21 protein-coding genes are annotated in these 23,200 nt (G+C 60.7%); 17 read left to right on the top strand and 4 right to left on the bottom strand.

Translation table 11 applies throughout. The annotated features are described in order from the left end of the window. The first annotated feature begins 10 nt into the window (after positions 1–10). Together mhpA and U5A08_RS19000 are read left to right on the top strand one after the other, a co-directional pair. Positions 11–1,522 (top strand): bifunctional 3-(3-hydroxy-phenyl)propionate/3-hydroxycinnamic acid hydroxylase MhpA, encoded by a 1,512-nt coding sequence (gene mhpA / locus U5A08_RS19005; protein WP_253397219.1) that lies wholly within the window; start codon positions 11–13, stop codon positions 1,520–1,522. After that, positions 1,500–2,249, top strand: a complete 750-nt coding sequence (locus tag U5A08_RS19000) for a maleate cis-trans isomerase family protein (protein ID WP_425262808.1) — start codon at positions 1,500–1,502, stop codon at positions 2,247–2,249. Before mhpA ends, U5A08_RS19000 begins: the two co-directional genes overlap by 23 nt. Positions 2,250–2,379: 130 nt before the next feature. Here U5A08_RS19000 and U5A08_RS18995 read toward each other — a convergent pair whose 3' ends face one another. Further along, positions 2,380–3,921, bottom strand: coding sequence for a carbohydrate porin (locus U5A08_RS18995; RefSeq protein ID WP_253397216.1), 1,542 nt, complete (start codon positions 3,919–3,921; stop codon positions 2,380–2,382). 394 nt (positions 3,922–4,315) lie between these two features. Here U5A08_RS18995 and U5A08_RS18990 point away from each other — a divergent pair, with 394 nt between their 5' ends. After that, on the top strand, positions 4,316–4,747 hold the full coding sequence (locus tag U5A08_RS18990) for an SRPBCC family protein (protein WP_253397214.1): 432 nt from the start codon (positions 4,316–4,318) through the stop codon (positions 4,745–4,747). A gap of 120 nt (positions 4,748–4,867) precedes the next feature. On the opposite strand, the gene U5A08_RS18985 is transcribed toward U5A08_RS18990, so the two are convergent. Then, positions 4,868–5,653 (bottom strand): helix-turn-helix domain-containing protein, encoded by a 786-nt coding sequence (locus U5A08_RS18985; protein WP_253397212.1) that lies wholly within the window; start codon positions 5,651–5,653, stop codon positions 4,868–4,870. 418 nt (positions 5,654–6,071) lie between these two features. On the opposite strand from U5A08_RS18985, the gene U5A08_RS18980 reads away from it, so the two are divergent. The 12 genes from U5A08_RS18980 to U5A08_RS18925 all read left to right on the top strand — a co-directional run bounded on the left by U5A08_RS18980 (position 6,072) and on the right by U5A08_RS18925 (position 18,307). Beyond that, positions 6,072–7,334, top strand: coding sequence for an acyl-CoA dehydrogenase family protein (locus U5A08_RS18980; RefSeq protein ID WP_321848007.1), 1,263 nt, complete (start codon positions 6,072–6,074; stop codon positions 7,332–7,334). Beyond that, positions 7,331–8,584, top strand: a complete 1,254-nt coding sequence (locus tag U5A08_RS18975) for an acyl-CoA dehydrogenase family protein (RefSeq protein ID WP_276193801.1) — start codon at positions 7,331–7,333, stop codon at positions 8,582–8,584. The genes U5A08_RS18980 and U5A08_RS18975 overlap by 4 nt, the downstream gene beginning before the upstream one ends. Before the next feature lie 11 nt (positions 8,585–8,595). Further along, positions 8,596–9,345, top strand: a complete 750-nt coding sequence (locus U5A08_RS18970; protein WP_321848006.1) for a carboxymuconolactone decarboxylase family protein — start codon at positions 8,596–8,598, stop codon at positions 9,343–9,345. Then, a complete protein-coding gene (locus tag U5A08_RS18965) occupies positions 9,342–10,067 on the top strand; it encodes a dienelactone hydrolase family protein (protein ID WP_321848004.1) in 726 nt (241 codons plus the stop codon). Before U5A08_RS18970 ends, U5A08_RS18965 begins: the two co-directional genes overlap by 4 nt. Continuing rightward, positions 10,067–10,897 carry an SDR family NAD(P)-dependent oxidoreductase gene (locus U5A08_RS18960; RefSeq protein ID WP_253397207.1) on the top strand — a complete coding sequence of 277 codons (831 nt, stop codon included), beginning with the start codon at positions 10,067–10,069 and terminating at the stop codon, positions 10,895–10,897. The genes U5A08_RS18965 and U5A08_RS18960 overlap by 1 nt, the downstream gene beginning before the upstream one ends. A 2-nt stretch (positions 10,898–10,899) precedes the next feature. Beyond that, a complete protein-coding gene (locus U5A08_RS18955) occupies positions 10,900–11,454 on the top strand; it encodes a carboxymuconolactone decarboxylase family protein (protein WP_253397206.1) in 555 nt (184 codons plus the stop codon). 36 nt (positions 11,455–11,490) lie between these two features. Beyond that, the gene (locus tag U5A08_RS18950) at positions 11,491–12,039 is read left to right on the top strand and encodes a VOC family protein (protein ID WP_253397205.1); all 549 of its coding nucleotides are present in this window, start codon (positions 11,491–11,493) and stop codon (positions 12,037–12,039) included. A 113-nt stretch (positions 12,040–12,152) separates the two neighbouring features. Continuing rightward, on the top strand, positions 12,153–13,307 hold the full coding sequence (locus tag U5A08_RS18945) for a thiolase family protein (protein WP_253397203.1): 1,155 nt from the start codon (positions 12,153–12,155) through the stop codon (positions 13,305–13,307). Then, positions 13,304–13,723 carry a Zn-ribbon domain-containing OB-fold protein gene (locus U5A08_RS18940; RefSeq protein ID WP_253397201.1) on the top strand — a complete coding sequence of 140 codons (420 nt, stop codon included), beginning with the start codon at positions 13,304–13,306 and terminating at the stop codon, positions 13,721–13,723. The genes U5A08_RS18945 and U5A08_RS18940 overlap by 4 nt, the downstream gene beginning before the upstream one ends. A gap of 5 nt (positions 13,724–13,728) precedes the next feature. Further along, positions 13,729–15,132: a 3-oxoacid CoA-transferase gene (locus tag U5A08_RS18935; protein ID WP_321848000.1), complete on the top strand. Its 1,404-nt coding sequence runs from the start codon at positions 13,729–13,731 to the stop codon at positions 15,130–15,132. A 110-nt stretch (positions 15,133–15,242) separates the two neighbouring features. Further along, entirely contained in the window at positions 15,243–16,625 is a 1,383-nt protein-coding gene (gene mdtD, locus U5A08_RS18930) for a multidrug transporter subunit MdtD (protein ID WP_321847998.1), read from the top strand. 227 nt (positions 16,626–16,852) lie between these two features. Continuing rightward, positions 16,853–18,307 carry an amino acid permease gene (locus U5A08_RS18925; protein ID WP_321847996.1) on the top strand — a complete coding sequence of 485 codons (1,455 nt, stop codon included), beginning with the start codon at positions 16,853–16,855 and terminating at the stop codon, positions 18,305–18,307. Between the two features lie 129 nt (positions 18,308–18,436). On the opposite strand, the gene U5A08_RS18920 is transcribed toward U5A08_RS18925, so the two are convergent. Further along, positions 18,437–19,474, bottom strand: a complete 1,038-nt coding sequence (locus tag U5A08_RS18920; RefSeq protein ID WP_321847994.1) for a LacI family DNA-binding transcriptional regulator — start codon at positions 19,472–19,474, stop codon at positions 18,437–18,439. 209 nt (positions 19,475–19,683) lie between these two features. Here U5A08_RS18920 and U5A08_RS18915 point away from each other — a divergent pair, with 209 nt between their 5' ends. Further along, a complete protein-coding gene (locus U5A08_RS18915; protein ID WP_321847993.1) occupies positions 19,684–21,015 on the top strand; it encodes an MFS transporter in 1,332 nt (443 codons plus the stop codon). A 13-nt stretch (positions 21,016–21,028) separates the two neighbouring features. Beyond that, positions 21,029–22,411 carry an amidase gene (locus tag U5A08_RS18910; RefSeq protein WP_321847991.1) on the top strand — a complete coding sequence of 461 codons (1,383 nt, stop codon included), beginning with the start codon at positions 21,029–21,031 and terminating at the stop codon, positions 22,409–22,411. Here U5A08_RS18910 and U5A08_RS18905 read toward each other — a convergent pair. Further along, positions 22,408–23,199 carry an amino acid ABC transporter ATP-binding protein gene (locus U5A08_RS18905; RefSeq protein ID WP_321847989.1) on the bottom strand — a complete coding sequence of 264 codons (792 nt, stop codon included), beginning with the start codon at positions 23,197–23,199 and terminating at the stop codon, positions 22,408–22,410. The genes U5A08_RS18910 and U5A08_RS18905 overlap by 4 nt on opposite strands. Between the last annotated feature and the right edge of the window lies 1 nt (position 23,200).

Raw genomic sequence — 23,200 nt, 5'->3', positions numbered from 1 at the left:
AACCCCCATCATGAGCATTGTCATGAGTAATTATTCAGACGTCATTATTGTTGGACTCGGGCCTACGGGAGCCACGCTCGCCAATCTGCTCGGGACCTTTGGGCTGTCGGTGACGGTGATAGAAGCCATCGACGAGACTTTTCCACTGCCGCGCGCGACGCATTTCGATGGTGAAATCATGCGCGTGTTGCAGTCGATCGGGCTGGCCGAAGAGGCGCTGCCGTTCACCCATGTGAACCCCGGCATGACCTTTGTGAACCTCAAGCACGAGGTGATTTTGAGTTGGCCCAGGCCGGACACCGTCGGCCCGCACAACTGGCACCCCAGCTATCGGTTTCACCAGCCCGCGCTGGAAGCGGTGTTGCGCAAAGGGCTCGATCGTTTTGCGCACGTGAGCCTCAGGACCGGATGCGAACTGCTGTCCGTGGTGCAATCGGAAGACGGGGTGCAGGCGCAATTCATCGCCCGAGGCAAGACCACGCCAGAGGTCGTCAACGGGCAGTATCTGATCGGCTGCGATGGCGGCAGATCGCCGGTGCGCGGCATCCTCGACGTGCCTCTGGAGGACTTGGGCAGCCACGAAAAATGGCTGGTGGTCGACGTGATCATGAATCGCGAAGTCGCGGGCCTCACCGACGGTACCGTTCAATTCTGCGACCCCCAGCGCCCCACGACCTACATGCGATGCGTTGGCCAGCGGCGACGCTGGGAATTCATGGTCATGCCGGGCGATGACATCGAGGCACTTACCTCGCCTGAAGGCGTCTGGGGGTTGTTGTCTCCGTGGCTGGTTCCCGACGACGCGCAAATCGAACGCGCCGTGACCTATATGTTCCATGGGGTTATTGCCCACCCGTGGCGTCGGTCGCGGGTAATGCTGGCCGGGGATGCCGCTCACCTGATGCCTCCTTTCCTCGGTCAAGGGTTGTGTGCAGGTCTGCGGGACGCCGCCAACCTGGCCTGGAAACTGGACTGGGTGATCAAGGGGCGCGCATCGGCGGACCTGCTCGACACCTATGAACAGGAGCGCTCTGCACACGTTCGCGCGACCATCGAACACGCGATCGAAGTCGGCGAGATCATCCAGACAATCGACCCCGAACAAGCCCGCGAAAGGGACGCCAAACTCGGCCAGGGGCCTCGAAAAATGAGCTCCCTCGTGCCTCGGCTCGGGGCGGGGCTGCATCGGGCCGAGGACGCTTGCGCAGGGTTTATCTTCGCGCAACCCATACTCGAATCCGGCGTGCCCCTCGATGAATTCGTGGGTTCGAACTTCGCGGTCATCGGAGATCGCCAGTTACTGGATTCGGTTTCGCCGGCGACCAGGATGCTGTGGGACCTCAATGGCGTCATACGCCTGCCGGACGAGGCGCAGCAGTGCCTGGACGAACTGAATGCCAGGGCGGTAATCATTCGTCCCGATCGGTACATCCTGGCGGTTGCCAATAGTGTCGAGGCGTTGGATCACGTATCAACCTATCTCCCCGGAGGAAACGAAAATGAGCACTCACGCCGTACATGAAATATCAGCGCTAGCCGACCTGGCGCGGCCGCTGAAAATTGGCATGCTGTTGCCCTCGAGTAACGCCATGGCCGAACCCGAGATTCAACGAATGCTGCCGCCGGGCGTGAACATATTGACGACCCGCTTGAAACTGGCCGGCTCGTCTAAGGCCGCGCTGCTGGGCATGACCGAGAAGATCGAAGAAGCCAGCAGCCTGCTGGCCGACGCTGCCGTGGACTTGATCGTGTTCAACTGCACGGCGGTCTCGACGTTTGATCCGAGCATGGGTGAACAGCTGTCTTCGCGGATTGCTGACGCCAGCGGTTGTCCGGCGACGGCGACATCGGATGCGTTGCTGGCCGCCTTCAAGGTGCTGCGGGCCAAGCGCATCGTACTGATCACACCCTATATCGAGGAGGTGAATCTGCGTGAAGTCGAGTATCTCAAGCATTTTGGATTTGAGGTGCTCAGCCAGGTTGGATTAGGCCTGCTGGAAGGCACGAGCATGGCCGCAGTCCCGCCTGCCAAATGGCTTGAACTCGCGCGAAGCTATCGAGACGACTCCACCGACATTTACTTTCTCAGCTGCACGGCGATCAACGTGTCTTCGATCATCGACACATTGGAGGCTGAGTTGGGACGGCCGGTCGTTACGAGCAATCAGGCGATGTTGTGGCATTGCTTGCGCCTGCTGGGGCGAACTGAGCCTGTGCACGGGTTTGGCAAGCTATTCGAAATGGCCTGACGGTCTGAAACGCGCTCGGGCCAATGAGGCCCGGCGCGACAATCAATGGATTCAACTGTTTATCTGCCTATGATCGATCGGCCCGAACTCCGGCGCACGCACGTGCTGCCGGAGTCAGCGTCGACGGTTTTTATCGGGACAGACCACTGATGCGGCCAATGTCGATGACGAACGTCAGGGCGAACAACCAGCCGCTTTGAGTCGGTCCTACCAGCGCGTTTGGACCTTGCCTGTTTGGATTCAGAAAGTACTGGGCCGAGGCGTTGGCCAACACGCCGGGGGCGACGCCGTACTGACCGTGCACGTCAAACGTGAACGTGTCTCGGTGAACCTTATCGTCGCCCCAGCCGCTTGCCGCACTGGTCTGTTGCTCGTTTAAAGCGCGCCCCTTGCTCAGCTGTAGATAGCGCACAGTCGAGCCCACCAGTGCCGCCGGGTTGCCTTTGATAAAGCCACCATATTCGCTACCTGCGTACAGTTCGAGGGGAAATGACTGACCGGAGCCTGGGGTGACAAATGCGCCCCCGTACACCGCAACGTTAGGTGGAACGATGCTGTCCGCGTCGGCTTTGGTCCAGAGCACCTTTCTTGCCTGGCCGTAAAAGCCCGAGGTGCCGCTGTCATGTGTAACTGCGGTGCCAAAGGGATTCTGCGACTGAGTCGATCCGTCCTTGTTGTACAGGTCATCCGTGTACGGACTTGTGTTGTGGTACACACCGACTTCAGCGTTCAGTGGATATCGGCTGTCGGAGAAGTCGCTGGTGTACGTCATATTCCCCAGCCATATCCAGCCTTTCCTGGTGTCAGAGATCCAATCCCATCCGGACGACTGGCTGAAAAGGCCGTAATTGTCCTCGGTCACGCCCAATCCCAGGCGAGTATGGGGCGACAGTTTGTAGGAGGCGCGTGCCCCCCAAAGTGATTTATCGAAGGGCGGCACGCCCACCGTGATCAGCGGGGTCGATGTGATGCATCCGGCGCACATTGTCGAGACCATGAAGTCATCGCCCAGATTCATGCGGCCATATTCAAGGTGAAGCTGTTTATCGAAGACATCGTGCGACAGTGTCAGCTTGACCAGGTTCGAACTCGTGGTTGTCGCGGGAAAGGGCGCAAGGGAGGAACCGACTTTATAGGAGTAATCGCCGTTGTTTTGAGACAGCGGCTCCCACGCCTCCGTGATGTGCAGTTGTGTATTGGGAACCCCTAGGAGCTTGGTCAGATCGGCGTTGGCCGACATGAACAATGCCGGGGAGTCCATGGAACTGCCCGGTTTGATACCCGCCGTAGGGTTTGTGAAATAGCCATTGGTAAAGAACAGGCCGAACGTGAAGCCCTGCTTTTCCAGTTCATCGCCTAACTCGCTAAGTGGCCCCTTTCGGGTGGGTGGGGGAATATCGGCCGGTGGTCTTACGCTGACGCTCGCGACACCGGGTGGGTTCTGCCCGGTTTCAGTCTGGGCTTGCAGGAAGACGCCTCTGATGAGCTTTTTGGTGGGATCGATTGAGCTGTTGGCGGCGACTGCAGCGCTCGCATCCAGTGGGTTGTTTGTTGCATCGGTCGAAGCTATTGGCGTCTGCTGACCTGATTCGGCAGCTGTCGCGGTAAGGGCTGAGAATCCCAGTGCGAAGACAATTGTTTTGGCACGCGTGACATTGATGAAGCGTTTCATGTGTTTCCTCCATTGTATTTATTGTTGAGTCAACGCGCTGAAGCATAACGAGCGACCCTATGGAGTTAACCCAACACCTGGTTGCTGTCCGCTGGGTGTACGGGCGCGGACTGGCAAGCGGCTGAAGACACATTGGGGAGGGCGATTGCCATTAGAGGAGGGGGCGTGCGATGGGTTTTGAACCTGGCGCCGAATACGGCAATCGGGTGGTCGGTACACCCAGCGGACACTCGCCAGAACATACGATCACGCGCGCGTGGCACACGATAGACTTCGAGACGTCTTGCATGTTTAGAAGGTCTACGGCAGTCGCCTAAGCTCAACCACCCTAGCGACTGCCCAATAGCGTATGCGGCTGCCCGCCGCAGTCTGTCCACCGAGAGAGGAAGTAGCGATGACGATTGTCACAGTGAGCAAGAGTGTCAAATTGAAAGCTGGCGCGTCGGATGTCTGGGAATTTGTTAAGGACTTTGCCGGCTTCGCCGCCTGGCAGCCCCACATCAATTCGGTAGAGATGCTGCCCAATGGCGATCGCAAGGTGTTATTCAAGCGTGGCAACACCATGCTCGATCGCATCAAGCATCTGAGCGATGAGTCGAAGACGTTGACCTACGAACTCGTTCCCGGCCAGGAAACCCCGCCAGGTGCACCACCGATCAAGAGCCTGGATGCAACCTTTGTAGTGGTCGCTGACGGCTCGGGCTCCGACGTCACCTACACCATTGAAGCGGATGTTCCTCCGCCCATGGTGGAGTTGGCGCCCAAGGGTATCGGCGCAGATATCGATGGCGCACTGGAAGGTCTGAAGACGCAATTCGGCAACTGAAAAAACGCACGCACGGAGTGACGGTCCGTCCCCGCGAACGTCCATGTGTTCGCGGGTGGATCAAAGGTCGTATCGGGTCGATGTGACGGTACTTCCGCTGCGTTGCGGTGGAACTCGCGGTTAACCCCGCGAGCGCTCGAACCCCATCTTTATCAGGCCGGCTTCCATGTCGAGCTTGGTCTGCAAGAGGTCAGGCAGGTAACGGCTGACCACCTCGTCGTAATCAATCGTCGCGGCCACCCACACAATGTTGATACAGGCGATCACGCTCTGTTGGTACATGATGGGAACGGCGATGCTCGCGCACTTGGGATGCTCCAGATCGCGGCAGTTGCTGTAGCCATTGGCGTGCGAGCTGCTGATCATTTTTTGCAGGAACGCTTCGTCACGGCTCAAGGCGTTGTCCGGATCCTGCGAGCAGCGCAGTGAGGCGAGAATGTCCTCACGTTCGTCCTCGGGACAAAACGCGAGATACGCGCGCCCAAGCGGACTTTTCAGAAGGTGGCGTTTGCGTCCGATCATCCCCACGTCGACTGAAAAGGGGCTGAAGCTATGGGTGCTTTCCCGAATGATCATCGCATCGCGCTCGAAGGTCGCCAGATCGGTTGGCCACAAGACCTTCTCGCCCAGGCGCTGCAGCAGCGGCGCCCCGAGGGTGCGAATCCACTCTTCATCGGTGAACCCTGCGCTCAACTGGCGCACCGCGTCGGTCAAGCGAAATACGCTGTCGGACACACTGCGATAGAGCAGCCCGCGGTCTTCCAGGGTTTCGAGGATGCGATACACGGTGGGGCGTGGAAGTTGGAGTTCCAGAGCGATCTCGTGCACGGTGGAGGCGCGAACCGTATTGAGGTACTCAAGCACTCTGAGCCCTCGGTCCAACGAACAAATCGTCTTATAAGTCATGAGCGTTTCCCGGCGTTCGTTATGGTCGATTTTTTGTGTGCGGGATGAAGTAGCCATTGAAGAGGGGCGGCGTGCCTGAGTCCGGTGTTTGTCGAATAACACCCAGCCTGCCGTGATTCATTCTCTTCAACGATCAAGGTTATACACCAAACACGCGGTGGTAAATCGACGCGCCGCCCAGCGGCCTGGGTGAGTTGAGTGCGCAAGCCCTCTCGGCGCAGCGTGTGGGGTTGGCGCTGTGTCGGCTGCACGCCGCCGGACGCGCCTGTCGGCATCCTGGTCGACGTTTGGCTTGCCGATTTCGGCCTCAGATACACAGGCCGGACAGCCATCAACCGCGCCTTGTTCCGCCTGATCCGGGAGGACTACTGTGGCTTCTCATAGTAGCTATCCATAGAAGATTGCTAAGGAGATACCGATGGTCAGTACGCTTAAGAAAAACATGGCCGGTTACATGGCGCCGCCTGAGCCAGGCTTGACTGCCGAAACTTTGATTGCGCGGGCGGTGGCAATGCGTCCTGCGTTGCTGGAGGGGCAGGCTGCTGCAGAGGAGCGCGGAACCTACTCGCCGCAAATGCACAAGGCGTTTGAGGAGGCGGGCTTTTATCGGACCTTGCAGCCGCAACGTTATGGTGGATACGAGTTCGACGTGCCGACGTTCGCGCGCATGGTCATGGAGGTTGCACGCGGCTGTCCGGGGAGTGCCTGGTGCCTGGCGTTGTCGGCGGGGCACGCACTGAATGTGGCGCAACTGTTTGGCGAGAGCGCGCAGACCGAGGCTTTTGGGGTTGATGGGCACTTCGCCGCAGCGGCACGCGCCATTCCGTCAGGTACCGCCACCCGTGCCGATGGTGGCTGGCGCCTGGAAGGCACCTGGGATTATTGCTCCGGAGTACCGTACTCAACCCACGTGATGGTCGGGGTCAGAATCATCGAGGAAGGCGGCGCGCCGCAGGCGGCGGTGGCGTTGGTACCGCGCTCGGAGTGGAAGATGCTCGACAACTGGGGCGACTTCATCGGCATGCGCGCCAGTGGTTCCAACAGCGTGGAGATGCACAGCGCCTGGATCCCGGACCACTTCCTGGTGCGCGAGGATTTCTTCGCGCCGAATATCTCTCAAGGCACCGAAGGTGCGCGGTTGCATGGCAACCCGATGTACGCCGGCGGCACGTTGGGTTTTTTCCAGACCGAGATCAGCTCGATCATGGTGGGCGTTGGCTTTGCCGCGCTGGATGAGTACGAGAACATCATTCGTGCCCGCAAGGCTTTCGGCCCTAACGCAGTGCTGCAATCGGAACACCCCGATTACCAGCGCCCTTATGGGATTGCCCTCGGCAAGCTTGAAGCGGCGCGTCACGCAGTGGTTGGCGCAGCGCAGGAATATATGGACCTGGCACGCCTGAGCATGGAAGGCAAACGCACCTACCTGCGCTCCGATGACCAGCGTCTGCAAGCGGGGCTGCAGCATGCGGCGCAGTTGTCTTTCGAGGCCGTCGACATGCTGTACCGCGCCTCGGCGACCAGCGCTGCGGCGAAAAATGGAACGCGCATGCAGCGCTACTTCCGCGATATCTCCATGGCTCGCACCAACCCTGGGTTGCAGTTCGAGCTGAAGGCCGCCGACCTGGCTCGACAATTGTTCGCAGAACGCGACCAACGCCAAGGGAGCAAGCAGCCGTGATCGACGCTGAACAAGCCCGTGATCGGCAGAGATCACAACCGGCGTCGACGGCTGGCGGCGCCATCCCGGTTCCCGAGGTCAACTTGACGCCGCAGGAGATGATTCGCCGTGCCACGGCGATGCGTCACACCTTGCGCGATCGGCAGGCGGCCACCGAGGCAGAGGGTCGCCTGCTGGCGCAAACCAACGAGGAATTCATCAACGCGGGCTTTTACCGCGTGGTGCAGCCGCGCCGGTTCGGCGGCTACGAATTCGATCTGACCACCTATGTCCGGGTGATGAGCGAAGTCGCACGCGGCTGTCCTTCAAGCGGCTGGGTGCTGGCGTTGACCTCGGGTCACCCCATCATCCTGGCCGATCATTCCGAACAGGCTCAGATCGAAGCCTACGGCAACGACGGCGAATACCGTTGCCCGTCCCTGGGCTCGCCGATACCGGTGCAGCCTGTGCCGGGTGGGTACAGGGTTTCGGGGTTCTGGGATTTTGCCTCTGGCTGCGACATTGCAACCCACATCATGGCGAGCGGCTTGATTGCGCAGGAAGGCGCCGCGCCCAAGCCGGTCCTGATGCTGATTGATCGCCAGGATTATTCGATCGTCGATAACTGGAACATGCTCGGCATGCAGGGCACCGGCTCGCGCCGGGTGGTGGTGGAAAACCTGTTTGTGCCGGAGCACCGCGTGGCACCGCTGGCGATGTGGGTGGGGGCCGCTGGCGACAAAGTGCATCCCAATCCGATGTACAACGGGCGCAAGGCCGGGTTCTTCATGATCGAGGGCGGGGCCGTGTTGATGGGCACCGCGCGGGGCATGCTCGATCTCTACGACGAACTGCTGCGCAACAAACCCATGCGCTTCGCGCCAAAGACCAAGCTCATGGAACATCACGAGTTTCAGCATTACTTCGGTGTGGCGCAGGCGCTGATGGACAACGCCGACGCCGCGCTTCTCAAGGCGGCGCAGGATTACATGGATGCCTGCACGGCGCAGTCGGAGCAGGGTATCGAATTCTCGGAGGAGGAAGACCGGCGCATATTCCTGATGGTCCAGCAGGCGACCCGCCTGGCCTTCGAAGCCGCCGACCGGCTCTTCACCACGGCAGGCACCCAGACCGGCCAAAGCACGTCGATGTTTGGGCGCTACTACCGTGACCTGGCGATTCAACGCACGCACTTCACCCAGCAGATGGACCGAACCGCGGTGAACTTTGCGCGCATTCACTTCGGCTTCGCGCCCTTGTCACCGTTCTAAGGAAAGCGACCATGCCCTCTGAAGCGACGGCCTCCCGCATCCGGGAGAGTTTCAAACAGCGACGCGGTTATTGGAACGATGATTGGGAACGGCTGATGCACAGCAACCCGGCCTATGTGGCGGCGTATCTGGAGTTGTCCGCCTACACGTCGGAGCGCGGCAGCCTTTCGTCGAAGATGCGGGAGTTGATCTACGTGGCCACCAACTGTTCGCCCACGCACTTCTTCGAGCGCGGCGTGCGACAGCATGCGCGTTTCGCCCGGCAATTCGGGGCCTCGCTCGAGGAGCTGATCGCGGTGGCGATGATTGTCAGTACGGTCGGCATTCAGACCTATCTGCTGGGGGCGGCCGCGCTTGAGGAGCTTGTGCCGGGTGCACTGACCTCAAGCGACCATCAGGCGCATGTCAAGGCAGTACACAGCCGGCATCTCCAATTGCTGGGCGCAGCCCTGCCTGAGGTCGATGCCGCCATCAATGTCGATCCTGCGTTCTATGAGGTCTGGTTGAATTTTGCCGAGGCCGCGATGGGTGCCAACGGGCTGCTCTCGCCCAAGGACAGTCATCTGATCGCCTTGGCCGCTTATGCGCAATGCACGCAACTGTCGGGCCCAGGCGTGCGACAACACATGCGGGCGGCGCTGGCGAACGGCGCAACTCCAAACGAGATCATCGACGTGTGCAAGCTGATCACCAGCATGGGGGTGCACGCCGTGGTGCACCCCGTTCCAGTGCTGATCGACGAATGGGAGCAACAGCCTTGAGTACTACGCCGCTTCGCTATAGCGCCGATGACCTGAGCTTCTGCGGTCAACTGGCCTGCCCGGATGTGCAAGGCAAGGTGCCCGGCATCCTGATCTTTCCGGAGGCGCCAGGCGTCGGGCCGCATGTGATCCGCCGCGCTGCCGCCCTTGCACGGATGAACTACGTCGCCCTCGCCGCAGACGTCCACGGAGAGGGCGTGCTGTTCGACGATCCCACGACCATGCGCGCGAATATCGACCAACTCAAAAGCCAACCCGAGCGACTGATCCAGCGTCTGCAAGCGAGCCTCCAAGCGCTCGCGCAGGTCCCTCAGGTGGACCCTCAGCGCATGCTGGTGATTGGTTACTGCTTTGGCGGCTGGTGTGCGCTGGAACTGGCGCGCACCGGCGCACCGCTGCTGGGCGTCGGGGTGTTCCATGGCGCCTTGATTCCGACGCAGGCCAATACCGCCAACCGGATCCAGGGCAAGGTGCTGGTCTGCTCGGGTGCATCCGACCCTCTGGTGCCTACGGAACAAATCACCGCGTTCACGCAGGAGATGTCTGCGGCGGGGGTTGATTGGCAAGTCCACTTGTATGGCGGCACCGGCCATGGGTTCACCAGCCCCGAGGCCGGCAGCAACCCGCGCCCCGGCTTCGGTTACTCGGCAGCGTCCGATCATCGTTCCTGGGCGGCGCTGGGCGTATTTCTGAATGAGACCTTTGACATGGGAAAAGACTGATGGAATTTGCGAATAAAACCGTCCTGATTACCGGCGCGGCAACCGGTATCGGCCGCATGACCGCCAAGAAACTGGCCCTGCTGGGCAGCCGCGTCGTCATCGCCGATCTCAACGGCGAAAAAGCCGAGGAAGTCGCGAAGTCGATTCAACTCGAAGGTGGCGATGCGATAGGCGTGCGCTGCGACGTGACCCAGGACGCGGACGTCGCTGCGTTGATAGCCACGGTCGTCGCCACCTACGGCCCGGTCGACGTGCTGATCAACAATGCGTCGATGCCGCCCATTGCCGGGCGCATCGAGGACATTCCTTTTGTTGCCTGGGAAACCGCGCTGCAAGTCAACGTGCTGGGCTACGTGCGCATGATCAGTGCCGTGTTGCCCGCCATGATGGAGCGGGGCAGCGGTTACCTGGTCAATACCGCGTCGTCACTGGCCATCCTGCCCGATCCCCCCACGCGCTTTCAGATTCCGTACACGACCACCAAGGGCGCGCAGTTGGCCATGAGCTACGGCCTGGCGCACGCGTTGAAACCCCATGGCGTGCGCGTGTCGGTGTTCTGTCCAGGCATCACGGCTACGTCCGATCGCCCTGGCGGTCAAAGCCAGACCACCTCGGGCACCGCGATCCCGAGCATGGCCGAGTTTCTTGACGGCGTTGACCCTCGGCGCGGCAAGCCGGCGACGGCGGAGTTCGCGGCATCTACGTTGATCGAGGGGCTGCTGCAAGAGAAGTTCTTGATCAGTTCGCAAGTGGGTTACGAAGAGCAGATCGTGGAGTTTGCGCGGGCCGGCCTTGACCCTCTGGCGTTGATCGTCGGCGAGGGTGTCTGATCATGGCCCGTGTACGCTATCTCGACCGTGAAGACCTGGCACCTGAATTCCAGGACATGCCGCGCATGAAATCCAATATCACCCGTGCGCTCGCCAACAGCCCACGCGGCGCCCGGCATGTTGCCGGCACCGGCATGTACCTGCGGCACGAGAGCACGCTCGATGCGCGCCTGCGCGAGCTGGCCATTTTGCAGGTGGGCTACTCGACCGGCAGCGAATACGAGTATGCGCACCACGTCGATGTCGCGTTGTCGTTCGGTGTCAGTGAAGCCGACATCCTGGCCATCGCCGCCGACAGCGCCGGGCAGCCAACCACACTCGAACCGCTGGCCCGTGCGGTGTTGCAGGCCGCCCGCGAGATGACCGAGCGGCTGAGCTTAAGTGATGCGACGTTCGCGGTATTGAGTGAAGCACTGGACGCCGAATCGCTCATCGATCTACTCATCGCCATCGGCGAATACAACGGCATGGTTCGCATCATGGCGGCGCTTCATATCGATCTGGAACCGGAATTCGTGACCTACCTGGAGCGGTTTCCGCTGCCTGTGCGTCACTGACGAACCGCGTTACTCCAACTGAAAAGGTTAAAGACTATGGACTTGGGACATGTGGGGATTCATGTGCGCGATTTCGAAGCCATGCTGGGTTTCTATCAGCGCGTGTTCGGCTTCGTGATCAGCGATATCAAGCGCGGCCCGGAGCGGTCGATTGTGTTTCTGACTTCGGAGCCCGAGGTCCATCACCAGTTTGTTATCGCCAACGGCCGGGCGGCCGACGACCACTCGCGCGTCATCAATCAGATCTCGTTTCGCGTATCGAGCCTGGCTGAATTGAAACGCATCGGCAGCGCGCTCAGGGGCGAGCAGATCGAAGACCTCGACATCATCACCCATGGCACGGCGTGGTCGATTTACTTTCGCGACCCCGAAGGCAATCGCGCCGAGGCGTTTGTCGATACGCCGTGGTATGTCGACCAGCCGTTTCGCGCACCGATCGATCTGGACCAACCCGAAGACGTATTGCGTCGCGAAACGGAAGCGTTGTGCCGCACGCAGCCCGGGTTTCAAGGGATCGAGCAGTGGCGGCTCAAGCTGGCTCAACGCTTCGAAGGGGCCAAGGCACAGGCCTCTTCGGCGGTGTGAAGCGAAGGCCGATTACGTGCGGATTCACACTGCGGACACTAGCGCGCTGCGCCTGGCAGCCCGGTACCAGGGCCATTAACGTGTAGTGATCGCAATGTGTCTTGGAGTACTACGTGAGCTTAAATGCAAAGGCGGTAATTGTGGGTGCTTATGAGCACCCGGGCCGAGACCTACCGGATCGCTCGGCACAGCAGATTCACGCGGAGGTGGCGTTTGGCGCGCTCGCCGATGCGGGGCTGGGGCTGCAGGATATCGATGGTTTTTTCTGCACCGGCCAACTTGGCTTCGGCGCCATCTCGCTGGCGGAATACATAGGTCTTAAACGACTGCGTTACACCGACTCTACGTTTACGGGCGGGTCTTCCTATCTGTGTCATGTCGGCCACGCCGCGCTTGCCGTGGCGAGCGGCAAGTGCCGTATCGCCTTGGTGACACAAGGCGCGCGGGTTCGCGGCATAGTCCGCGGCCCGAAGCTGGCGCCGGACACGCCCGAGTACGCCTTCGAGGCGCCCTACGGCGAAACCAACCTGGGCATCTACGCACTGGCCGCACGGCGGCACATGCACGAATACGGAACGACTGCGCGGCAAATGGCTGAAGTGAAGGCGGCCGCGTCGTTTCATGCACAGTTCAACCCTAACGCGATGCTGCGAAAACCCGTCACCCTCGACGAGGTGCTCGCGTCGCCCTTCGTTGCCGATCCGCTGCGGCGCATGGATTGCTGTGTGGTCACCGATGGCGGCGGTGCCGTGATCGTCACGACGCCGGAAATAGCCGCCGGATTGCAGCGTCAATCGGTCGACATCCTGGGGCATGGCGAAGCGATCAAGCACACCATGGGTGGGCGTCTGGACATGACCTACACCGCCGCCGTGTGGTCGGGACCCGCAGCGTTCGAGGAGGCTGCGGTGACACCGGCCGACATCGATTACGCGTCCATTTACGACTCCTTCACCATCACGGTGCTGATGACCCTGGAGGATCTTGGGTTTTGCAAGAAGGGGCAGGGCGGCGCGTTCGCGGCGGACGGGGCGTTGCGTGTGGGTGGGCGGCTTCCGATTAACACCGATGGCGGCGGCCTGTGCAACAACCACCCCGGCTATCAAGGCGGCATGATCAAAATCATTGAAGCCGTTCGCCAGCTTCGCGGCGAGGCCCATCCCGAAGTGCAGGTCGACAATTGCCGACTGGCCTTGGCCCATGGCACGGGCGGCGGGATTTCACGCCTGTGCAGCGCGACATTAATTCTTGGTCGAGGTGATGCATGAGTGGTTCTGAACTGCCGGCGCCAACCCCACTGGTTGTCCCGGAAACCCAGCCCTTCTGGGAGGGGACAAAGGCCGGTCGGCTGATGTTGCCGCGCTGTCTGCGGTGCAGCTTTGTGATTTGGTATCCGCGCCAGTTCTGCCCGGAATGTGGACACGATTGCGTCGAATGGTTTGAAGCGAGCGGACGCGGTTCGATCTACAGCTTCACCATCGTGCGCCGTGGCGAAGGCGCGTACCGCGAAACGCCGTCTTATGTGCTTGCCTTCGTCGACCTTCACGAAGGCCCGCGCGTGATGACAAACATCATCGACTGCGACCCCACGCAACTTCAGATCGGTCAGCCCGTGAGCGCTGTGTTCTGCGATGCGGGAGACAGCGCTGCGTTGTTGCGATTCCGTCCACTCCTGACTGAGTAAGCCCCATGACAAAAATATTTTCTTCTCCCGAGGCCGCTGTCGCCGATATTCCTGACGGTGCATCCGTTGCCATTGCCGGCTTTGGCGTGGGCCATAGCTATCCGAACAGCCTGGTAATCGCCCTCAAGGAGCAGGGCGCTCGTGACCTCTGCGTGGTTGCCAACTCGCTGGGGGCTGGTGAATACCGGCCGGAACTGCTGCTTGAAAACGGGCAGGTCAGTAAGGTGATTTTGTCGTTCTCCGCGCGGCCCGGCCTTGCGTCTCTGGTGGAGCAACGCGCCGCTGCCGGCGACGTGCAGCTGGAGATGGTGCCGCAAGGGATTCTGGTGGAGCGCTTGCGTGCAGCCGGCGCCGGCTTGCCAGCGTTCTACAGCCCGGTGACCGTGGGCACGCGCCTGGCCGAGGGCAAGGAGCTGCGCGAGTTTGATGGCAAGGAGTATGTGCTTGAGCGCGCACTGCCGGTCGACTATGCGCTGGTGCGGGGTTTCCGTGCGGATGCGAGTGGCAACGTCGAGTTTCGCGGCAGCAGCATGCATTTTCACCCGAGCTTCGCCAAAGGCTCGCGGGTGGCCATCGTTGAAGTTGATGAAATTGTCGAGGTAGGCGCTATCCCGCCGGAAAGAGTCGGCTTGCCTGGCGTGTTTGTGGCGCGGGTGGTGCTTGCCACCAAGAAGATCGCAATCCCCAAAGGCGCGCTGGGCCGCCGGGCGCCAGACACCCGGCGCGAGTATTTCGGCAAACCGGCACTCTCGCGGTTGGAATTTGCGCAACGCGCTGCGGCGCTGTTGCCGGAGCATGGTTACGTCAACCTGGGTTCCGGCTTGCCAACGTTAATCGCCTCGCATGTCAGCGGGCGCAGCATCACGCTGCATGCCGAGAACGGGGCGCTGGGCTATGAATTGCTTGGCGATACCGGTGTACCCGATCCTGACTTTTTCGATGCCGCTGGCGGTTTCATCGACATGCGCCCGGGTGGCGCCTTGTTCGATAGCGTGGTGTCGTTCGAAGTGGCTCGCTCGGGAAAACTGTCGGCCGTGTTGCTGGGCGCATACCAAGTGGCGCAGAACGGCGACCTCGCCAATTGGAGCGTGCCGGGCCAGGTCGGCGGAGGCATCGGTGGGGCAATGGATCTGATCGCCGGCGCCAGCAAGCTCATCATCGTGATGGAACACAGTGACAGCAAGGGGCGCTCCAAACTCGTGCGTGAATGCCAATACCCGCTCACCGCTCCGCAGTGTGTCGATGTGATCGTGACTGACCTGGCATTGCTGGTGCGCCGAGGAAACCGGTTCGTCCTTGAAGAAATCGCTCCAGGCTTTTCCGTAGAGGAGATCCTGGAACTGACCGATATGGAACTGCTGATCGCCGATGACGTTCGCGTGATGCAGCCCGACGCTGCCCCCGTGTGATGTAGCCCTTGCGCGTTACCCTCTGTCCCCACTGCGCAGGTCACGCAACTTCAATGCTGCGTGGCCTGTTTCGCTTTGATCGACGATCACAATCCACGCAAAGGTGATGTGTGACCATACAGGCTGTGCTTGACCCTCGCACTGCACGCTTATTGCCTTGGTTGGTGGCAGTGGCGTTTTTCATGCAAACCTTGGATGGCACCATCCTCAACACGGCATTGCCGGCAATGGCCGTCGACCTGAGAGAAAGCCCACTGCGCATGCATGGTGTGTTGATCGCCTACCTCATTACCGTCGCCACCCTGATCCCGGCTTCCGGCTGGTTGGCCGACCGCTTTGGTACCCGCAGGACTTTTTACACGGCGATCATGTTGTTTTGCTCCGGTTCGTTGCTGTGCACCCAGGTCAACACCCTCGACTCGCTGATCATCGCACGTGTCATCCAGGCGCTGGGCGGTGCCCTGATGATGCCCGTCGGACGACTGGTGGTGCTGCGCGCCTATCCGCGCAGCGACCTGGTGCGGGTCATGAGCTTTGTCACATTCCCCGGACTGGTCGGCCAACTGATGGGGCCAACCCTTGGCGGATGGCTGGTGGAGTACGCCAGTTGGCGCTGGATTTTCGCGATCAACCTGCCGATTGGATTACTTGGCGCTTACGCTGCTCATCAGTTGATGCCCGATTTTCGCCGCGCCATACGCACACGCTTTGACGTGGTTGGTTTTAGCTTGTTCGGCGCATTTACCCTGTCAATCATCCTGGGTCTGCAAAGTCTGTCCCAGGACTCGCTGCACGCCTCGGGTGGGTTCTTTGGCATCGCGGTGAGCGCGCTGGTGCTGTATTGGCTACATGCCTCCCGCAGCCAATACCCGTTGTTCGCACTGTCGCTGTTTCGCCTGCGCAGCTTTTCCGTCGGCATCATTGGCAGCCTGATGTCGCGCTTGGGCAGTGGGGCAATGCCATTTCTGACGCCGTTGATGATGCAAGTGGGGCTTGGCCATTCACCCTCAGTCGCGGGGATGAGCATGATCCCGCTGACCGTGTCCGGAATGGCCACCAAGCCGTTTATCGGCGCAGTGATACGGCGTTTCGGATATCGTGCGGTGCTCGGTTGCAACACGCTGGCTCAAGGCGTGCTGATTTGCAGCATGGCACTTGTCGAAGCGAAAACACCGTTGTGGCTGATTATCCCGTTGCTGTCGCTGATCGGCGTCGCCAACTACGTCCAGTTTACCGCCATGGGCACAGTGACACTGATCGAGCTGAATGATCATCAGGCAAGCGCAGGCACCAGTTTGATGTCGGTGACTACCCAACTGTCGACTGGTTTGGCAGTTTCGGCGGCGGGGGCCTTGCTGGTGTTATTCAATCCGAATGAGGGCGTGTTGCGCCTGTCGGGCGTCATGGATGTTTTCTCCAAGGTTTATCTCAGTCTGGGGGCGCTGACCATTGTGTCAGCGCTGCTGTTCCTGCGTTTACCGCGTCAGGATTAGGCGCCGCCTCATTGCAATAGGGCGGCAGATCAACCTTTTCCGTTCTGCCGGTGCCAATGGGGGGCGGCTGTATTCGGCCATCTCGCATGTCTCACGGGTTTGGCGTTGTAGCGGGTCAGGGCGCCCCCTCGTTGCCTTGCGCCAGATCAAGTCACGTTCCTGGTTTCACACTCTAATGGTGCCTGTGCAGCGGCACCCACTGATGTTTGAAAACGGAGCAACTCAAGATGAGGCTTTTTCATCACGCCAAGGCTGGCGTTGTCGGCGATGGCAAGGTCGGCCTATTCGGCCTGACCGCACTCATTGTCGGCAGTGCAATCGGTTCGGGGATTTTCGCTCTGCCGGCCACTCTGACAGGCGGCGCAGGAACCCTCGGCATTCTGTGCGGCTGGGGCATTGTTGTGTTTGGCATGCTTTCGCTGGTGTCGGTGTACCGCAACCTGACGCTGCGCCAACCGGACATCGACGATGGCATCTACGGTTGGTCCAAGGCCGGCTTCGGTCACATCGGCGGTTTTATCGCGGCTTACGGGCATGGCGCCGGGGATGCCATCGGTAACGCCTCTTATCTGGTGGTGATTTTCAGCGCCCTGGGGGCGTTCGGGGTATTTTCCTTCTTTGGTGAAGGCACCACCTGGACCGCGATCCTTGCCGCCTCGGCGTTGTTATGGGGCGTCAATCTGTTGGTGCTGCGGGGGGTCAAGACCAGTACCACGTTGAACAGCATCGCCACCGTCGCCAAGGTGGTGCCCATCGTGCTGTTTATTGGCTTTGCCCTCTATCACTTCGACAGCCGGGTGTTCATGGAGGATTTCCGTGGCGAACGCCATGCCACCTCGATCTTCGATCAAAGCAAGACGGTATTGTTGGCCGCCATGTGGACGCTGATCGGACTGGAGTCGGGAACTATTTACGCCACGCGGGCGCGCAAACTGTCGGATGTGGCCAAAGCCTCGACATTGGGGGCAATCATTGTCTCGCTGCTGTTAGTGGGCACCTCGGTATTGGCGCTTGGCATCATGCCGGCCGCGCAAATAACCACCTTGCACCAGCCGTCCATGGCGGGGTTGATGGCGTCGATGGTCGGCCCCTGGGGCGGATTGCTGATTAACCTGTGCCTGATCGTCTCGGTCGTCGGGGCGTTAATTGCCTGGGTGGCCCTGAGCGCCGAAGAGGTGATGCTCGCAGGACGCGGCAAGAGTGCCACTCAATGGCTGGGCCGACTCAACAAAAGCGGTGCGCCGCGCAATGCCATGTGGCTGACCACGGGCATCGCCCAAGCGATGATCCTGGTGGCGGGCTTCAGTAACGCCGGTTACCTGGCGCTACTGTCGTTCTCTACCTCGTTGGCGCTGTTTCCTTATTTGCTCTCGTCAATGTACTCGTTCAAGTGCGGCTTTAATGGACGAGGCTACGAGCCTGAAAAGGCGCCCGGGCGTTACTGGGAAATGGCCTTGGCAGGCTTTGCGGTGTGCTTTGTGTTGTTCATGCTTTACGGCGCTGGCTTGAAGTACGTGTTATTGGCCGCCGTGGTGTGGATGGTCGGTCTACCGCTGTTTATCCTTGGCAAGCGGGAACAGCGGCAAAAGCTCAGCCCCGTGGAATGGGTCGTGTGTCTGGGGGTGGTAGCGATGGCGTGTGCGGGGCTGCTGGGCTTGTTCTCGGGCTACTTGAGTCTGTAGTTTTGATTACGCAGGGTCGATTTCCTCGATGTGACCAGCGGTAAACCTACGCCGCAGTTCCGATGGTGGCGGTGGGTGTTCGTGAGGCCGGTAATGGCGTCTGCGCCAGACGTCTAGGCGGGTCACCCTTCAATCCGTGCGCCGCAACAACGAGGAGCTAGCCCGCACCTGTAACTGTGGCGCCAGGATGATCGACTCGGCAGGTTCGCCCTGAATGCGCTTGTGCAGCAACTCCACCGCATGCAGGCCCATCTGCGCCAGCGGGAGGCGCACGCTGGTCAGCGGCACGAAAAGTTCTTTGGCCAGTGGGGTGTCGTTGAAACCGACCACTGCAATGTCCTTGCCCGGCGCCAATCCCTTATCACGCGCCGCACCCATCAGGCCGATGGCAAGGAAGTCGTTGACCGCGAAAAACGCCTGCGGGGCAGGGTTGAGTCCCAACAGGTACTCGCCTTGCTTGTGCCCGGTGAGGCTGTCAAAAGGGCCATTGAGGGTCCACTCCGGGCGCAGTGTTATGCCCTGCTCGCGGTAATAGCGGATGAACCCACGGGTCCGATCTGCCCCGGTGGATGCATGCCGTTCGCCCGCCAGTATCGCCACATCGCGGCAGCCCTGTTGGTACAGGTGTTCGGCCGCCAACCAGCCGCCCATTTCGTCGTCGCTGCCCGCCGTCAGGTGCCCGCAAATCTGGCGGCTGACGAGTACGTAGGGCATGTGTTTGCGTTGAAGCAAGTCAAGCAGTGGCTGGGTTTCACCCACGTGAGAGTCACCGACGATCAGCCCGGCCACCGAGCGGCGCAAAGCGTGCTCGGCACGTGCCATTTGGCGTACCTGCTGGTCGTCGGTGTTGGAGACGAATGTGAGATAGCCCGCTTGTTCGGCCGCGCTGTCGATGCTGTCGTAAATGGTCGCCATCACCAGGTCGGTGAGGCGTGGCATGAGCACGCAGATCTCCTGGCTTTTACGCAATTTCAGGTTGGATGCCTGCGTGTTCGGCCGATAATCCAATTCTTTGGCCAACGCACGAATACGCGCCACGACCTCCGTCGAAGCCGCTCGCTCGACCCCTGCCGGGTCGCCATTGAGCACCCGGGACACCGTAGAGACGTGTACCCCGAGAGCAGTCGCCATGGACTTCAGTGTGGCGGGGCGAGATTGATTCGGCATGTCTGAGAGGCTTCCAAGCATCTATTTCCAGCGCGCGATTCTATCTCAATCAACGCGCCAGCCCGCGAAATAAATCTTTACCCAAACGATTGACTAACACTTTTTCAATCTCTACATTTTGCCAACCCAAACGTTTGGGTAAAACAATAAAAAAACGCCGGACGCGGCCGATTTTTTGACTTCTGCCATCATTTGAAGAGTCAGTTCCTATGAACAGTCCCGCTATCCCACGTTTCCGCTACCAGATTTTCTTCCTGATCATGCTGATGGCATTGCTCAACTACATCGACCGTGGCGCGATTTCTTATGCCTCGGCGAGCATCCTTCCGGAGTACGGCTTCGACAAGGCTGACTGGGGCAATGTGCTGGGGTTCTTCGGTTACGGCTACATTCTCGGGGCGTTGATCGGCGGCATTCTGGCCGACCGCTTTGGCGCCAAGCGCATCTGGCTGATTGCCGGGGCCACCTGGTCGATCTTTGAGATCGCCACCGCGTTTGCAGGCGACTTTGGGCTCGCGTTCATGGGCGGCTCGGCCATGGCCGGTTTCGCCACCATTCGCGTTTTGTTTGGCTTTGCCGAAGGCCCGGCGTATTCGGTGATCAATAAGAGCGTCGCTAGCTGGGCGACGCCCAAGGAGCGAGGCTTCGTGGTTTCGGTCGGCCTGCTGAGCACACCGCTCGGTGCGCTGCTCACGGCACCGGTGGCGGTGGGCCTGCAAACCCTGACCGGCGACTGGCGCAGCATGTTCGTGGTGTTGGGCGTGGTCAGCCTGGCGCTGCTGATTTTCTTTATGACACGCTTCACCAACACCCCTGATGAGAACCCTCGGATGTCCAAGGCCGAGCTCGACTTCCTGCGTCAGGAGCGTGCCACGGCAGCCCATGCCTCGCCCCCTGACACAAGCGTCACGCCGGTGTGGCATTTCTTCAAGAACAAGGACCTGCTGCTCAACGCTGTCGGTTACTTCTCGTTCGTGTACGTGACCTTCCTGCTGCTGACCTGGACCCCCAAGTACCTGCAGGACGAGTTCCACTACAACCTCTCGTCGCTGTGGTACATGGGCATGATCCCCTGGACCGGCGCCTGCTTCACCGTGCTGCTGGGCGGCAAGATCTCCGACTGGCTACTACGCCGCACCGGCAACCTGAAGGTGGCGCGCAGTTGGCTGGCCGCGACCTGCCTGCTGTTGACCACGCTGTGCTTCATCTTGGTCTCGCAGGCCCAGACGGTGTGGGGTGTGATTGCCCTGATGACCGTGGCCAACGCCCTCAATGCGCTACCGAACTCGGTTTACTGGGCCGTGGTGATCGATACCGCGCCGTCGAACCGTGTGGGCGCCTACAGCGGCATGACGCATTTCATTGCCAACACTGCCTCGTTCATCGCACCGATGCTGACCGGTTACTTGACCGTCCGCTACGGCTACTCGTCGATGTTCGTCGCGGCGGCGGTGGCCACTGCGCTGGGCATGGGCGCGATGTTGATGGTGCGCCCCGGCAGTCGGCACGTTGCCCCGTCCCCTTTACCCGCCGTGGTTTGATGGAGCTGTTTGTATGAACCTGACGAAGCCTACCCATGCTGGCTATTTTTTTGCTCAATCGGTCACTGATTTGGCTCAGCGCCTTCGTGCGGGCAGCCTGACCAGTGTCGAGCTGACCCAGGCGGCGCTTGACAGCATCAAGCGGCTGAATCCGATCTTGAACGCCTTCGTGTGCGTCGATGCAAGCGTGGCGCTGGCGCAGGCGAGCAAGGCTGATGAACTGTTCGAACAGGGCCTGGACCTGGGGCCGTTGCAGGGTATTCCAGTGGCGGTCAAAGACAACATCGATACGTTCGACTATGTCACCACCTACGGTTCGGCGCATTTTGCAGGCTTCAAACCCGAGCACGATGCTGTGTGCGTGAAGCGTTTGCGCGAGGCGGGCGCGGTGATCGTGGGCAAGACCCTGACGCATGAATTCGCCTATGGGCCGACGGGCGACCGCTCGCTGCAGGGCGCCGCGCGCAACCCTTGGAACGCCAACTGCATCACCGGCGGCTCCAGCGCCGGCAGCGCCGCCGCAGTCGCCAGCGGCATGGTGCCGCTGGCGCTGGGTACCGATACCGGTGGCTCGATCCGTATTCCTGCGGCGTTGTGCGGCGTGGTCGGCTTCAAGCCATCGTTTGCCAGCGTGCCGCTGGACGGCGTGTTCCCGCTTGCGTCGAGTCTCGACCATGTGGGCCCGATCGCCAACCACGTCGAGGATGCGCGCCTGTTGTTCGAGGTGATCGCCGGGCGCACGTGCGCGCCGTTGGCTAACCCCAGGCCGTTGCGGGTCGGCTGGATCAAGTCCGGCAGTTTCGGCCCGGTAGACGCGGAACTGGATAGCCAGGTGTACCAGGCGGCGCAACAGCTCTTTGGCGAGGGGCTGCAAGAGGTCGACGAACTGGCGCAACTGTCGGCCGACATGAAAGCGACCTTGCAGGTGCTACAACGCGCCGAGGCTTTCAATGTTCACGCCGAGCGCATGCAGAGTGCGCCGCACATGTTCGAGGCCGAGGTGCGCGAACGCCTTGAGTTGTCGTGTGAAGTCCGGGGTTGGCAATACATCCGCGCACAGTCCAGCCAGGCACGCCTCAAGGCTGCGATGGCGCAGGTGTTCAAGCGCTATGACTTGCTGGTCTCGCCCAGCGTGCCGATCACGGCGACGGTGGTTGATGCGCGTGAGGTGCAGGTTGGAGCGCAGGACATTGATGTGCGCGCCGCCTTGCTCAGTCATACCAGTGCCTGGAACCTCACCGGGTTACCTGCAATCAGCCTGCCGGTGGGGCTGGTGAGAGGGATGCCGGTGGGGCTGCAGGTCATTGGCGCAGCGGGGGAGGATGATCGATTGTTGAGGGTCATGGCGCAGCGATTCGCAGGGCATGCAGTGGCTTCGGAACCCACTGAACGCTAATGCAGGATCTGCGCAAGAAAGCTCTGCGCCCTGGGGCTTTGCGGGTTATTGAAGAAAGCCTCTGGTGGGCTGTCTTCAATGATCCGGCCGCCGTCGAGAAACAGCACCCGCTCCGCGACCTGCCGGGCGAAGCCCATTTCATGGGTGACACAGAGCATGGTCATGCCGGTGTCGGCGAGCTTGACCAACACATCCAGCACCTCGGCAACCATCTCCGGGTCGAGGGCTGAAGTCGGTTCATCAAACAGCATGATCTTGGGTTTCATGCACAACGCCCGGGCAATGGCCACGCGCTGCTGTTGCCCGCCGGACAACTGGCTGGGGAACTTGTCGGCCTGGTTCTCGATACCGACTTTGTTCAAGTAGAAACGCCCCAGCTCTTGTGCTTCCTTGCGCGACAGGCCTCGCACCGACATCGGCGCCAGCATGCAGTTTTGCAGCACGCTCATGTGCGGGAACAGGTTGAAGTGCTGGAACACCATGCCGATCTCGCTACGCACCTGAGCCGCTTGGCGGGTGTCCAGCGCCAGGTCGGTGTGGTTGACCCGGATATGGCCTTTCTCGGCGATTTCCAGGCGGTTGACACAGCGGATCAGTGTTGATTTTCCCGAGCCGGAAGGCCCACACAGCACGATACGTTCGCCTTCGCGCACGTTCAGCTCGATGTCATGCAAGACATGGTAGGCGCCGTAGAACTTGTTCAGCCCTTCAATGCTGACCACGACATCGCGTGTGTCCGGCAACGCAGCGTTGCCGGGCAGGTGACGTTGGGTGTTTGTCGCTGGCATG

The sequence above is a fragment of the Pseudomonas paraveronii genome, assembly GCF_963681955.1.
In the GTDB taxonomy this organism is placed as follows: domain Bacteria; phylum Pseudomonadota; class Gammaproteobacteria; order Pseudomonadales; family Pseudomonadaceae; genus Aquipseudomonas; species Aquipseudomonas paraveronii.
This window is presented reverse-complemented; position numbering and strand designations above follow the sequence as displayed.